Below are 12,921 nucleotides of genomic sequence, written 5' to 3'. Positions count from 1 at the left end.
GCAGGCTATGGACGGTATGCGGCGGGGTCGAGGGGCGTGCCGACGGGATGCGCCTGCTGCGAGCCGTCCGCGACGCGGTAGCTCACCCCGTGCCGCGCAGTGCCGCGCGGATCGGTGGGATCGTTGACGTAGAACCAGTCCATTTGCGCCCCAGCCTTGTTCACCTCGAACACGCCGTAGCCGTGGGAGTCGAGCTCGACGTACCGGACGTGCCGGTTGAAGGCCTTGAACGCCTCCTCGACCGGGACGGTCGCGGTGCGCGGCGGAACCTGCAGCGAATCGTCGATGTTCGGTGACGTCACCGACGGCACCACGAACTCGGTGCCGACCGTGCCGGCGGCCGGGTAGTTCGCGGCATCCACCGGCAGGTCGCATGCCCACGACGTGTGGATGTCGCCGGTCAGGAACACCGTGTTACGGACGTTGTTCGCGGTGATCGCATCGAACAGACGACGCCGGTCGGCGGTGTAGCCGTCCCACTGGTCCGTGTTGAACGGGATGCCGGCGTCGGGCAGGCCGATCATCTCGGTGACGGCCGCAGTGGTGTGGGTGTCGAGCGGCGGAAACGCGCACGGCGCGATCATCACCGGATTGCCGACCAGCTTCCAGCGGGTGGGCGAGGTGACGATACCGCCAGTGAGCCAGTCCATCTGGGCGCGGCCGGTGATGGTGCGGTCGGGGGAGTCGGTCTGGCGCCACCCCGCACCGGAGGACGCCTGCTCGTCGCGGTAGGTCCGCAGATCGAGCATGGAAAGCTCGGCCAACGCGCCGAACCGGAATCGTCGGTACAGCGCCGCATCGGTTCCGTTGGTCCGCACCGGCATCCACTCGAAGTAGGCCTGCGTGGACGCGGCCTTCCGGGCACCCCAGTCTCCCTCGGTGGCGGGATCGTGGTTCTCGGCGCCGCCGTCGTACGCATTGTCGGCGGACTCGTGATCGTCCCACGTCGCGATGAACGGGACCTTCGCATGCAGGGCCATCAGATCGGGATCGGTCTTGTACTGCGCGTGCCTGATCCGGTAGTCGGCGAGCGAGACGATCTCGTGTGCCGGATCGTGCAGGCGGACCGAGCCGTTCCTGGCGCCGTACTCGCCGCGCCCGTACTCGTAGATGTAGTCGCCCAGGTGCAGGATCGCGTCGAGGTCGTCCCGCTCGGCGAGCAGGCGGTACGACGCGAAATATCCGGCTTCCCAGTTGGAGCACGACACCACACCGAACCGCAGGCGGTCGAGGTCGGCGTCGGTCGCCGGCGCGGTACGGGTCCGTCCCACCGGCGAGACCTGCCCGGCCGCGGTGAACCGATAGAAGTACGTGGTGCCCGGCCGCAACCCGGCGACGTCGACCTTCACGGTGTGGTCGCTCCGGGGGTCGGCCGTGACGGTCCCGCTACGTACGACGGCACCGAAGCCGCTGTCGGTCGCGACCTCCCAGGTCACCGAAACCGTCTCGCCCACACCCGAACCGGGCTGCGCTGCCGCCGACGGCGTGACGCGGGTCCAGATGATGACGCCGTCGGGCAGCGGATCGCCCGACGCCACGCCGTGCACGAATCCCGCAGGTCCCGCAGGTCCCGACGCCGGGACCCCGGCGGCGGCGCGTCCCGCCGCCGCGACGGTCAGCCCGGCACCTGCCAGCACCGCCGAGCCGCGCAGCAGACCGCGTCGGCTCACACCGCTCCGAATGTCGCTCTTGTCGCCCTCGGGCGCCCGATTCTCGAACACGACAGGATCACAACGAAATTCGGACGGATGTTCAACTCAGATCGGCCGAATCTCCGAGTGTTCACCTACTGTTCGCCGCGGTCGCCCCGTCAGAACACCTGCCGGGCTCCGGGGCGGTGGACCACCCCGCGGGCAACCAGCTCGATCGCGACCGCCACCGCACACGTCTGTGCGAGGAGCAGGCCGACGAGGACGAGGATCTGCACGGCGCCGGCCTGGACCGCGGAACCGCTCGCCAACAGGACACCGACGAACGCCCCCGGCAGTGTCACCAGACCCACCGTGCGGGTCTGATCCAGCCCCGGCAGCAGGGCGTCGGACGCCGCCGGACCGACCACCTCCATGCGGGCGTCCCGCACACTGAACCCCAGGCTCAGCCCGGCTTCGACCTCGCCCCATCGCTGGTCGATCGCGTCCAGGCCGCGTTTGGCGGCGAGTGCCGTCGCGGTCATGGCGTTACCGAGCACTATGCCCCCGATCGGCACCAACGCGACGCCCTGGAGCGGCACGACCCCGCTGACGAGCATCAGCGGAACCACCAGGCCGACACCCGTGGCGAGGGCCACCGACAACCACACCGCCGACCGCCCCGCCCGCGCACGCCGGGCCGCCGTCACCGCGGCGGCCACGAACATCACGGCGAGCACGAGCAACGACGACCACAGGTGTGCCAGCGCCGCGGCCAGGATCAGGGAGACGGCGACGAGCTGAAGCGCACCCCGGACCGCGGCCCGCGGAGCCGTCAGCGGATTGCCCAGACCGGCGAACCGGTACACCACGGCCGCCATCGTGACCATGACCCCGCACAGCACGACGAGCGCGAGGCCGGGGTTCGCCAGCGCGGTACTCACGGTCGTCACCTTCCCACCAAGACGGCGCTCAGCGGAATGCCGGCCGCGCGATCCTGGTCGGCCCGAGCGGTCACAGGACCTCGGCTGACCCGGACAGATCCTCGATTCCGACCGGTGCCGTCCCGGTGAAGCGCACGCCGATCCCGAACTCCTCGCCTATCGCGAGGCCGCATTCGGCGAAACGGATCATCCATGATCCGTCCGACCAGATGATTGCCTCGGGCAGGCCGAACGGCGCCTCCGGCCCGTCGAGCCGCGCACGGTCCTCCGCGTCGAGTTCCCACACCGGATCGGCGAGCTCGGCGACGAGATAGCGCGACGCAGCGGCTGCCAGCACGTCGAAACCGGCGATGGCCTGCGCCGCGGAGTCGACGGCCTGATCGGTAGGAGGCCCCGCCGGTTCGATGACGATGCTGACCGTTCGCGGTTCGTCACCGGGCAGATCGGCAGCCCAGCAGACGAACTCCGCCGCGAGGCCGATGCGGTCCAGCACCGTGCCCCGCACCTCGATCTTCTCGGGTAGGTCGTTCATGCTCCAAGTCAACCAAACCCCGGTCCCCCGCCGTGGGACGCCGGTTTCGCCGCGTCAGGCGTTCCATTGGGCTTCGACGTCGAGAACCCAGGTGACGCCGTAGCTGTCGACGAGCATTCCGTAGAGGGGAGCCCACTGTGCGGGTGCCAGTGGAGCCAGGATCGTCGCCCCGTCGGCAAGCTTCTCCCAGTAGGCCGAGATCTCCTCGGCGTCGGTGCCACGGATCGAGACGAAGAACGGGATCGTGCCGGGCTCCCACGTGGTGTGAGAGGGCACGTCGTAGGCCATGATGCGGAAGCCGTTGTCGGAGAGAACCTGTCCCCACATCACCTGATCCGATTCGTCCGGGTCGGTGACGTTCTGCGCGTCGGCGTAGGTGATGACGGCCAGCTCGCCGCCGAACACCGATCGGTAGAACTCGAGCGCTTCGCGGGCGTCGCCACGGAAGTTCAGGTGGGGGGTGACGTTGACGGGCATGTTGTTTCTCCTCGAGAGCGGTCGGCCACCGGTTCTCGACCGGTGGTGTCAGCAACGCTCCCAGTAGAAGCGGTCAGTTCCTGTCCGCTACTTCGGGTACTTTCGAGACATGTCGACGGCCACCTCGCGCTCGCTGCTGCTGTTGTCGATGTTGCAGACACGCAGAGACTGGCCGGGCCAGGTTCTCGCCGAACGGCTCGAGGTCAGTTCGCGCACCGTGCGGCGGGACGTCGATCGCCTGCGGGCGATGGGGTACCGGATCGTCGCACTCAAGGGTCCGGACGGTGGGTATCGGTTGGAGGCCGGATCGGAGCTGCCGCCGATGCTGTTCGACGACGAACAGGCAGTGGCCATCGCGATGGCCCTGCAGACGGTGGCGGCGAGCGGAGCCGGGGTCGCCGATGCTGCGGAGCGGGCGCTGTCCACGGTGCGTCAGGTCATGCCGTCGCGGCTCCGGCATCGACTCGATTCGCTGCCGATCATCGCGTTGCGCGCGCCGGCGGACGTCGACCCCGCCGTACTCGTCTCCCTCAGCACAGCAGTCGCCGCGCAGGATGTTCTGCGATTCGACTATCCCACTCGCGCAGGTTATTTCGAGCGGCGTCGGCTCGAACCTCACCACCTTGTGGCGGCGGCAGGGCGTTGGTACCTCGTGGGTTGGGACCTCGACAAGGACGATTGGCGGATCTTCCGCGCGGACCGGGTCCATCCCCGTGTCCCGACCGGGCCCGGATTCGCCCGCCGCGAGCTACCGGCCGGCGACGTGAGGGCCTACGTCGCCGCGAGATTCAAGGGGTCGCCCGGACCCGACCAGTGGCCCTGCACCGGCGAGGTGATCCTCGGGATACCCGCCACAGAGATCRTGCCGTATGTCGACACCGACACGGTCGAGGATCTCGGCGGCGGACGTTGCCGACTCGTCGCCGGTGCCTGGTCGTGGGAATCGCTGGCCGCGGCGATCGGCCGGTTCGATGCCGACATCGACGTCGTCGTCCACCCGAACTGACCGCTGCGTTCGCCACCCTCGCAAGGCGTTACGCGCACGCTGCAGAGCCCGGCTCGTGATTGCACGGCGCCACGGACAGGCACCCCACCGTCGTCGCGACCGAACGTCTGGCCTGCCAACTCGAGGATCCCCCTGCAGCGACCGCGCTCCGGGTGCAGGATGGGTTCCACGCCCGATCACCCGACTGTAGGAGGTCCCCGTGATGAATCTCGTTCGCCGACTGGCCGTCTGCGCGGCCGTCGCGGCCGGTTCGGTCCTGGCGCCGGTCGCCGTGGCCTCCGCGGCGGTGACCGTCCCGTTCCAGATCGATCCGGCGCCGTTCGGGAACCCGAACGGCAGTTTCGACGTGCCCCCGATCCGCTGTGCGACCGTGGTCGGCGAACAGCCCGGCACGTTGACGATCACCGGCGGCAAGGACGGGCGGTGGGGATGCCTGCTCTCGGCCGACGTGCACTGGCTGAACCTGTCGACCGGGGCGTTCGGCTCCGCCCGGCTGTCGGACGGCCTCCACGGATTCCCGCCCGCAGCGACCCTGCAGACCGGCACCGGGCAGGTCGCCGTGACCGTCGTATCCACGGTGGGCGGAACGACCACCCCGGGCCTCGCAACCATCTACGTTCCGTAGGTGACGGCGCCGCCCGATCGCACCCACCGGACGCTTGTGAACACTTTGTTGTCAATAATTCGTTGACAACAGGTGGGGACGGGGCGGACGCTCGAAGTATGACCTCAGATCCCTTCACCCCGCCCAACCCGAGCCGCGAGCGGGCCCACCGCGAGTACGCCGGCCTGTTCCGCATCGCCGAAAGGCACGGCACCACGCCCGAGCAGCGGGCGCGGCAGTCCCACCCCGAGATGCTCGATCCGCTGGGCGCGATCCGCATCGTGGCCGCGATCGCCGGTGGCGTCCACACCCCGGACCCCGGAGAGCCGGAGATCGACGACGCCGACGTCACCGCGGCGCTCGGGCTGATCCCGAAGGCCCGCGCCGAGATGGACCAATTGGAGGCACTGCTCCTGGACATCGCGCGGCAACGTGGAATGACCTGGCAAGAAATCGCTTTCGGCCTGGGACTGGGGAGCACACAGGCGGCACGGCAGCGATACGACAGGCTGGTCAAGCGCACCTGACCCCCGAACAAGGCTCGAGCCCGAAGTCGACGAACGACTTCGGGCCCGAGGTGCGCTGGTGCCGCGTTGTTCAGACGAACAATGCGGCGACACCGGCGACACCGGCGACCAGGCCGATGACCGTCGAGATCAGCGTCGCGCCGGCTGCGACCTTACCGAGATCCGCTGTGGAAGAACCCATTTGATACCCCTTATTCCATTGAAGCGCTGCTTCTCTTGTATCGCCGTTGTCGGCGCCACTGCATGTCTAACGGACCGGACGACCGTGTTCCAAGTGCTAATCCCCAGATTCCGCAATGCCTTACAGAAAAGAAACGCGATGTGAGCCAGGCGTAAAAGCGGCGACATACAGCGTTAACAAGAGGCCCCCCGAACCCGCAGATCGCGCGCCAGATGGTCGTGCTGCTCGAGCACCGGTCGACGCAGTGCCCCGGCGCATCGCCGTTCGCGGCGCGCCACGAATCCACCGAATCGACCGAATCGGACGCCGGGAAGTTACGCACGTCCCCGCGCGCGGCCGAGTCCATGCAGAACGCGCCTCGTCGACCTGGTCCTCGGGCACATCGACGCAGAGTCGGCCGGTTCACGGCCACACATTGTCTTCGCCTTTGCTCCCGTAAAGCTGGTGCTTCGTCTCAGTCGCCGTTCTCGGTGCCACTGCATGCGTAGCGGAGCAGCCGAGAGGTTTCCACTCCCGTCGGTCCGACTACCGGTCGAGTACCGCGGTGAGGGCCGCGGTCAGCTCCGCGGTGGCGGTCGCTTCGGCGTTCGGCGACGTGTTCCGACGCCACGCGACGTACCCGTCGGGACGCACCAGCAGCACACCGTCCTCGGCGATCTCCCGCAGCCGCGCCCACCGGCCGTACGCATCCCGCAGACCGGGGGTGTCGATCCGGACCGACCGGATGGGGATGTCGAGCTTCTCGGCCGCGGCGGCCGCGGCCCGCTCCCACACCCCACCGGACAGGCCGGTGACAACGGAGAACTGTCCGCGCCCGACGACGTCGAGGGTCGAACGGCGCAGCCCGTCCCCGTCGACCAGCCATGCGTGCGGCAATTTGGCTCCGGGCCGAGTGGTCGGCTTGGCGAACAGTTCTCGGTCCCGGACCCATTCCTCTTCGGCGCTGCTGTCGGGCACCGTTGCGGACGAGGCGTACCGCTGGTTGAGCTCGACACCGTGCGCATTGAACTCGTAGTTCTTCAGCTCGATCGCGTCGATCAGCGCGCGCCGCCGCGCCGCCCCCTCCGCTGTCTCGGCGCGACACATCGCGAGTCCCGTCTCGATGCCGTCCTCGTCGGTGCCCCCGGAGATGCCCCGGGAGTACTCGGTGGCATAGCTGTGGTTCACCGTCCACAGCGACGTAGAGTCGATCTGCACGTCGATGCTGTCGTCGCCGAGCAGGTCCAGGACGATACGGCGGGCCTCGTCCTCGTCAAGCGTCGGCGGCTCACCCTCGATGTCGTAGCCCCACGTGAGCAGCCACTCGTTCCACGGCCGCACCATGCGGATCAGACCCATACCGATACCGCCCATGTGCGCACCCGGGCGCATCGCCCAGTACAGGACACTGGGACGGTGCTCGCAGTAACGGGACAGATCCGCGGTGAAACAGATGTTCATCGACCCACCGACACCGCTACGACCCGCGATCGGCAGCCCGATCTGCTCGGCAACTACACTCCTGGCACCGTCGGCACCGATGAGATACTTTGCACGGACAGTGTATTCGTCACCTCGCAAGCGGTCACGTAGCGTCGCGGTGACGCCGTCCGCGTCCTGTTCAAGGGACACGAATTCGGTGTCGAACCGACACTTGGCGCCCCGCTCGGCCGCATTGGTCACCAGGATCGGCTCCATGTAGGTCTGCGGCAGGTCGATCATCGGGCACGGGCTGGCCGACGAGTACTCCGACAGATGTGCCTCACCGGCGCCCCAAGTGCTGATCCGGCCGATCTCCTCGCCGGCGAGCGACGTGCACAGCACCGTGTCACCCATCATGTCCTGCGGAGTGCCCTGCGCGAGCGCCTCCGCTTCCACACCGAGATCGCGCAGGACCTCGAGGGTGCGCTGGTTGGTGATGTGTGCACGCGGCGTGTTCGCTACCCAGCCGTACTTGTTCACCAGCATCGTGTCGACACCGTAGGTGGCGAGCAACAGTGCCGCCGAACCACCTGCCGGCCCGCTACCGATCACGAGAACGTCGGTGTCGTAGGTCTTGTCGTTGGTCATGTCTGTCTCCGGAAGTAGTGATCCGACGGGGAGCGCAGTCACGCGTCGGGGGCTATGCGGAAGGTGAAATCGAGTCGGCGCCATGCCCCGTCGACCACGCGGCCATCCGGGGTGGGGCCCCGATGTTCGGGCATGTCGACGATCAGGTTGTGCTTCACCCCGAATACCGAATCGGAGGTGAGGTAGGCGCCGTCGGACGGGAAGAGCTGGGTGATCAGGCGGCGGTGCCCGGGAGCGCTGATCATGAAGTGCACGTGCGGGGCCCGGAACGGGTGCCGGCCGACTGCATCGAGCATCTGCCCCACCGGCCCGTCGTCGGGAATGGGGTACTCGCACGGGAGGATCGTCCAGAACCGCAGCCGCCCATCGGCATCGGTTCGGAACTGACCGCGCAGGACCGGACCGTCGAGATCGGGCAGCTGCACGTCGTAGAAGCCGTCCTCGTTGGACTGCCAGACATCGACGATCGCATCCGGGAGCGGGGCGCCGTCCGGGTCGGTGACGGCCACGTCCACCCACATCGGGACGCCTGGAAGCCCCTCCGCAAGATCCGCTCCGGATCGCACGGCCGGCGGACCCTCGACGTAGAACGGGCCGAGTACCGCCGACGGTGTCTGCTCCCGGACACGTGAATTGGTGAGGATGTCGACCATCGTCGAGATCCCCAACGTGTCCGACAACAGAATGAACTCCTGGCGCACATCGGAGCAGACCTGCCCGGTACGCGTGAGGAAGTCGATCGCGAATTCCCATTCGGCGGTCGTGAGGTCGTTGCTCGTGACGAAATCGTGCGCACGACGGACAAGGTCGGTCATGAGGGTGTGCAAGCGCGGATCCTCGGTGCCGGCGAAACTGGCGACCACCGCGCGTGACATGCGGTCGAGTTCGGCACGGGGGAAGGCGTTTCCGCCGCCGGGCCGGGATCCCGCCACCGCATCTGCCAGCAACGCGGAAATGCCGTCGACAGTGACCGAACGCGGATTCGGGTACGGCCGGGCCGTCGCCAGAGCCGCTGCCTTCGGAATGTCGTCGACGGTGAACCCGAGTTCCGCCAACGACGTCGGCCCGCCCAGGCTCGCGACGAGGTCGTGGACGCCGGCGGCGGCGTCCGGCACCCGCATCACCTGGGCGATCCGGCGCATCACGTCCTGCGCGGCGGGCGCGTTGTACGCCATCGCGTACGGAAGGATCACCGTGTGCATCTGCGAGTGCGGCAGATCGAAACCGCCGCCGAGTGCATGACAGAGCTTGTGATGCACCCCCATTCCGACCGCGGCCAGGCAGCTACCCGACAGCCAGGCCGCCTGCAACAGCTCACCGCGGCCATCGAGGTCCGACGGATCTGCCATCACCTTCGGCAGGCCCTGCGTGATCCCGCGAATCGCCTCGAGGGCGAGCTGATCGGTCACCGGATTGGCCTCCGGCGCATACAGTGCCTCTACCGCGTGCGCCATCGCGTTGATCGCGCTGGTCAACGTGATCGCTTGGGGCAGACCGACGGTGAGATCCACATCGTAGACCACCGTCTCCGGCAGGATGTCCGCCGACGACCGGGTCGTCTTCACGCCGTTCTCGGTCTCGCCGAGCACCGGTGTGACCTCGGACCCGGCATAGGTGGTGGGGATGATCACCTGGTCGTAGCCGGCCCGCACCGCGAGTGCCTTCGACAGACCCGTCGTGGATCCGCCGCCCACCGACACGACGCAGTCGACATCGTGGGCGCGGGCCGAGGCCAGCGCCTCCTCGGCGACCTGTGTGGGGGTGTGCATCGCGGCCCCGTCGAAACGGGCGACGAGCAGATCGCCGAGTGCCCGAGCGACTTCGGTGGCCGGCTCGGCCACATCATGGCCGGTGAGCAGCAGCACTCGGCTGCGCCCCAGCCGCAGAACCTCGTCAGCGACGGTTCGGCTCGTACCGCTTCCGAACACCACTCGCGACGGCTGTGCGTTGTAGGTGAAGGTTTTCATATTCGCCGCTCTCACATTCCACGTCACACGTTGCGTAAGTCACACACCGATGTCGATGATGGACGCCCGGCGGCCGAGTCGTCCTGCACGATCCGCGCATCGGCAGGCACGAAACGTGCATGCCGAACCCGAGAAAGGCCGGCTCAGCCCGCGCGGCGAACCTGCGCGGGCGTGGTGCCCAACTGAGCCCGCATCGTGCGGGTCAGGTGTTCCTGGTGCGAGAACCCGCAGTCGACCGCGATCTGGGCGATCGGGTGGTCCCCCGTCCGCAGCTCCCGTGCTGCCTGCTCCACCCGCAGCCGCACCAGGTACCGGTGGGGTGTCATCCCCGTCGCAGCCTTGAACTGCCGGGTGAGCTGGCTGGTGCTCAGTGCAACGGCACCGGCCAGCTCGGACAACGGAATAGGCTCCGCCAGGCGATGTTTCATCAAATCGATGACAGCAGAGACACTGCTACGGGTCGATCTGCCACCTGCCGCCGGTCCATCCGCCGCGGCCCGGCATCGTCCGGCGCCGTACCGGTGCACCAGGTGCACGGCGAGCATCGTCACCAGATGGTCGGCGTACGTCCGTGCGGACGGGTGCCAGTCACGCAGTGTGGCGTCCATCGACCGCACCAGTTGCTCGAGCATCGGATCGTGGACGCCGATATGCGGTTCCAACTCGACCGGTCGCCCGTCCGCGGCCTCCTCGAGCAACGCGGCATCCAGGTTCGCGTGAATGGTGTCGAGGTCCGCACCGAGTTCGACGGTCAACTCCTGGCCGGCCGGATGGACGAAGAAGCCCCCGGCCGGCACCGTCGTCCGCTGGGCGGCACCACCACGCCCGCGGACGACGTCGACGGGTCCACCGAGATGCAGGATCAGCAGGTGCGAACGCGCCCCGTCGAATGCACCCCGGTAGGGCCGTTCCGCCTGGGTGGAGACATACGCACCGGACCATCCACGACCCGCGCTGGTCCGGCGTGGATGCACCCATGGCTGCCGGAGGATTCCTACGGTGTCGTCGAGTCCCAGCTCGACCATGCCGGCTCCTTCCCGCCGCCACCGTCCGGGCACGCACACGACCGGGGCGATCTCACTGCGATCGCACCATGGTAGCGAGCTACCCGCGTGGCTTCCCGATCCCGAAATGCATCAGATCCTCGCCCACGACGAGGTTGCCGGTGAAGTCGGTCCGCGCCTTCTCGTCACCCAGACCGGTCGGTGGCTCGATGTCCGCAACATCGAAGATCTCCCGCAAATCCTGCTTGGCGTTGTCGCGCATCCGATCATTGATGTCGGTGGCATACGCCTCGAGCAGCTTGCGGGTCGAGGCGGCGGTACCGGGCGTCGGGGATTCGGAGCACCAACACTTCCGGCTGCAGTCCCGGTCCCTGAAAATCAGGTGTAGCGCACCGTGATTCTCGGGGCCGAGCACCCTGATCGGCTTCTTCGGACCGTTGTACCCGTTGCGCCAGGACAGGATCAGGAGGTTCGGGTAGTCGACCGTAGCGTCGGAGTGATGGTGGCTGAGGAACCAGCGTTTCCTGGACCTGGTCGTGGCGAACCGCATCGGGTGAACGAGCATCGACACCCGTCAACACCACGTCGCCCGGATCCGGAGATCCCGGGCGAGGTGGTCGCGCTGTTCGGCGACCAGTCGGCACAGTGCGCCCGGTGCATCAACGTTCGCGGCGAGCCACGAATCCACCGAATCGACCGAATCGGACGCCGGGAAGAGCCCGAGGACGATCCGGCGGGCGATCTCGATGCTGCGCTGCGCCCACACCCCGCGGATCGCCGCGAAGTAGGCGTCGTCGTAGCCGGCGATCAGGTCGCGGCGCTCGCCCGCCCGGAATCCGGCGATGACGGCGTCGAGGTGGTCGTTGCTCAGCGCCGTGTCCTCGAGCGCCGACGCCCAGGCCCGCGCCTTGACCTCCGGGTCCGGGCGGGCGGCGAGCGCACGCAGTTGGGCGGTCCGCCCGGACGCGGTGTCGTCGCGCGCCAGTTCGACGTCCAGCGTCTCCGGGTCGGCGTGCCCGGTCGCGGACAGCGCCGTCCACAGCGCCCAGCGCAGGTCCGGATCCAACCGGAGCCCGTCCGGGCCCGGCCGGCCGCCGTCGAGGATCGCACGGATGTCGGCCGCGTGACGGTCGTCGACAACTGCTGCGGCCGCAGCCGCACGGGCCCATGCCAGCTGTCCACCCGAGCCCGATTCGGCTTCCTGCATTGCCGTCCAGCAGGTTTCGAGCCACTCGCGCCGCCAGCGGTCCCGCGCCTCGGTGGGCAGGTAGTGGCCGATCGCGAACGACGCGTTCGCCAGGAACGCGGTCAGCAGCGCCATGTTCGGCTCGGACGGCGCGAACGCGCGTGCCATCGTCAGGTACCGCTCGGGGGCGAGTTCGCCGTCGCGGGTGGCGTTCCACAGCGCCGACCAGATGAGGCCCCTGGCCAGCGGGTCGACGACCCGGTCCAGCGAGCGCTCGACCGTCGCGAGCGAGCCGGCATCGAGACGCACCTTCGCGTACGTGAGGTCGCCGTCGTTGAGCAGCCGGAGCGTCGCGGGGGACAGGTCGACCGGTGTCCGCTCGGCGACCACGTCCAGCTCCACGCGATCACGTCGAACCAGGTCACCGGCGTCGTCGAAGTCGTAGAGCCCGACGGCCAGGCGGTGCGGCCTCGGATCGCTCTGCACGATCTCGTACCCGCGCACGTCGTCGCCGCCCTCGAGGGTGAGGGTGGAGACGCCGGTGGTCTGCAGCCACGCCTGCGCCCACGCGCCCAGGTCACGGCCCGAGGACGCCGACAACTCCGCCAGGAGGTCGGCCAGCGTGGTGTTGCCGAAGGCATGCTCGCGGAAGTACCGCCGGGAACCCTCGAAGAACGCGTCGCGCCCGACATAGGCGACCAACTGCTTGAGGACGCTCGCGCCCTTGGCGTACGTGATGCCGTCGAAGTTCAGTTTCGCCGCCTCCAGGTCGACGATGTCGGCGACGATCGGGTGCGTCGTCGGCAGCTGGTCCTG

11 protein-coding genes and 2 pseudogenes are annotated in these 12,921 nt (G+C 68.4%); 3 read left to right on the top strand and 10 right to left on the bottom strand.

Going from position 1 to position 12,921, the window contains the following annotated elements:
* Nucleotides 1-5 precede the first annotated feature (5 nt).
* The 4 genes from AB4Z09_RS07840 to AB4Z09_RS07825 form a co-directional block, all read right to left on the bottom strand.
* Nucleotides 6-1,721 carry an alkaline phosphatase D family protein gene (locus AB4Z09_RS07840; protein ID WP_254622679.1) on the bottom strand — a complete coding sequence of 572 codons (1,716 nt, stop codon included), beginning with the start codon at nt 1,719-1,721 and terminating at the stop codon, nt 6-8.
* A gap of 89 nt (nt 1,722-1,810) precedes the next feature.
* Nucleotides 1,811-2,572 (bottom strand): ABC transporter permease, encoded by a 762-nt coding sequence (locus AB4Z09_RS07835; RefSeq protein ID WP_174913955.1) that lies wholly within the window; start codon nt 2,570-2,572, stop codon nt 1,811-1,813.
* 70 nt (nt 2,573-2,642) lie between these two features.
* Complete coding sequence (locus AB4Z09_RS07830; protein ID WP_442239483.1) at nt 2,643-3,104, bottom strand: hypothetical protein; 462 nt, start codon at nt 3,102-3,104, stop codon at nt 2,643-2,645.
* A gap of 54 nt (nt 3,105-3,158) precedes the next feature.
* Nucleotides 3,159-3,581, bottom strand: a complete 423-nt coding sequence (locus AB4Z09_RS07825; protein WP_174913959.1) for a VOC family protein — start codon at nt 3,579-3,581, stop codon at nt 3,159-3,161.
* A gap of 109 nt (nt 3,582-3,690) precedes the next feature.
* On the opposite strand from AB4Z09_RS07825, the gene AB4Z09_RS07820 reads away from it, so the two are divergent.
* From AB4Z09_RS07820 to AB4Z09_RS07810, 3 genes are all read left to right on the top strand, one after another.
* Entirely contained in the window at nt 3,691-4,587 is an 897-nt protein-coding gene (locus tag AB4Z09_RS07820) for a helix-turn-helix transcriptional regulator (protein ID WP_442239482.1), read from the top strand.
* Between the two features lie 202 nt (nt 4,588-4,789).
* A complete protein-coding gene (locus AB4Z09_RS07815) occupies nt 4,790-5,212 on the top strand; it encodes a hypothetical protein (protein WP_442239530.1) in 423 nt (140 codons plus the stop codon).
* 98 nt (nt 5,213-5,310) lie between these two features.
* Nucleotides 5,311-5,718, top strand: coding sequence for a DNA-binding protein (locus tag AB4Z09_RS07810; RefSeq protein WP_114724535.1), 408 nt, complete (start codon nt 5,311-5,313; stop codon nt 5,716-5,718).
* A gap of 706 nt (nt 5,719-6,424) precedes the next feature.
* On the opposite strand, the gene AB4Z09_RS07805 is transcribed toward AB4Z09_RS07810, so the two are convergent.
* The 6 genes and pseudogenes from AB4Z09_RS07805 to AB4Z09_RS07780 all read right to left on the bottom strand — a co-directional run.
* On the bottom strand, nt 6,425-7,948 hold the full coding sequence (locus AB4Z09_RS07805) for an FAD-dependent monooxygenase (RefSeq protein WP_442239481.1): 1,524 nt from the start codon (nt 7,946-7,948) through the stop codon (nt 6,425-6,427).
* Nucleotides 7,949-7,986: 38 nt separating this feature from the next.
* Nucleotides 7,987-8,772: pseudogene (locus tag AB4Z09_RS07800) on the bottom strand (dioxygenase family protein); the annotation flags it as partial.
* Nucleotides 8,773-8,862: 90 nt separating this feature from the next.
* Nucleotides 8,863-9,915 (bottom strand): annotated as a pseudogene (locus AB4Z09_RS07795) (maleylacetate reductase); the annotation flags it as partial.
* Between the two features lie 143 nt (nt 9,916-10,058).
* Nucleotides 10,059-10,940: an AraC family transcriptional regulator gene (locus tag AB4Z09_RS07790; RefSeq protein ID WP_114724532.1), complete on the bottom strand. Its 882-nt coding sequence runs from the start codon at nt 10,938-10,940 to the stop codon at nt 10,059-10,061.
* A 79-nt stretch (nt 10,941-11,019) separates the two neighbouring features.
* Complete coding sequence (locus AB4Z09_RS07785) at nt 11,020-11,490, bottom strand: hypothetical protein (RefSeq protein WP_442239480.1); 471 nt, start codon at nt 11,488-11,490, stop codon at nt 11,020-11,022.
* 3 nt (nt 11,491-11,493) lie between these two features.
* A partial coding sequence (locus AB4Z09_RS07780; protein WP_442239479.1) for an ERAP1-like C-terminal domain-containing protein occupies nt 11,494-12,921 on the bottom strand: 1,428 nt, incomplete at its 5' end.

It is taken from the genome of Rhodococcus sp. TAF43, from assembly GCF_052113525.1.
Taxonomy (GTDB): Bacteria; Actinomycetota; Actinomycetes; order Mycobacteriales; family Mycobacteriaceae; genus Prescottella.
The sequence above is the reverse complement of the archived record's forward strand: the minus strand, read 5'-3'. Positions and strand labels throughout refer to the sequence as shown.

Coding starts and splice junctions, on each gene's coding strand:
- AB4Z09_RS07830 (WP_442239483.1), bottom strand. CDS start 3,104: ATGAACGACCTACCCGAGAAGATCGAGGTGCGGGGCACGGTGCTGGAC.
- AB4Z09_RS07815 (WP_442239530.1), top strand. CDS start 4,790: ATGAATCTCGTTCGCCGACTGGCCGTCTGCGCGGCCGTCGCGGCCGGT.
- AB4Z09_RS07825 (WP_174913959.1), bottom strand. CDS start 3,581: ATGCCCGTCAACGTCACCCCCCACCTGAACTTCCGTGGCGACGCCCGC.
- AB4Z09_RS07805 (WP_442239481.1), bottom strand. CDS start 7,948: ATGACCAACGACAAGACCTACGACACCGACGTTCTCGTGATCGGTAGC.
- AB4Z09_RS07810 (WP_114724535.1), top strand. CDS start 5,311: ATGACCTCAGATCCCTTCACCCCGCCCAACCCGAGCCGCGAGCGGGCC.
- AB4Z09_RS07790 (WP_114724532.1), bottom strand. CDS start 10,940: ATGGTCGAGCTGGGACTCGACGACACCGTAGGAATCCTCCGGCAGCCA.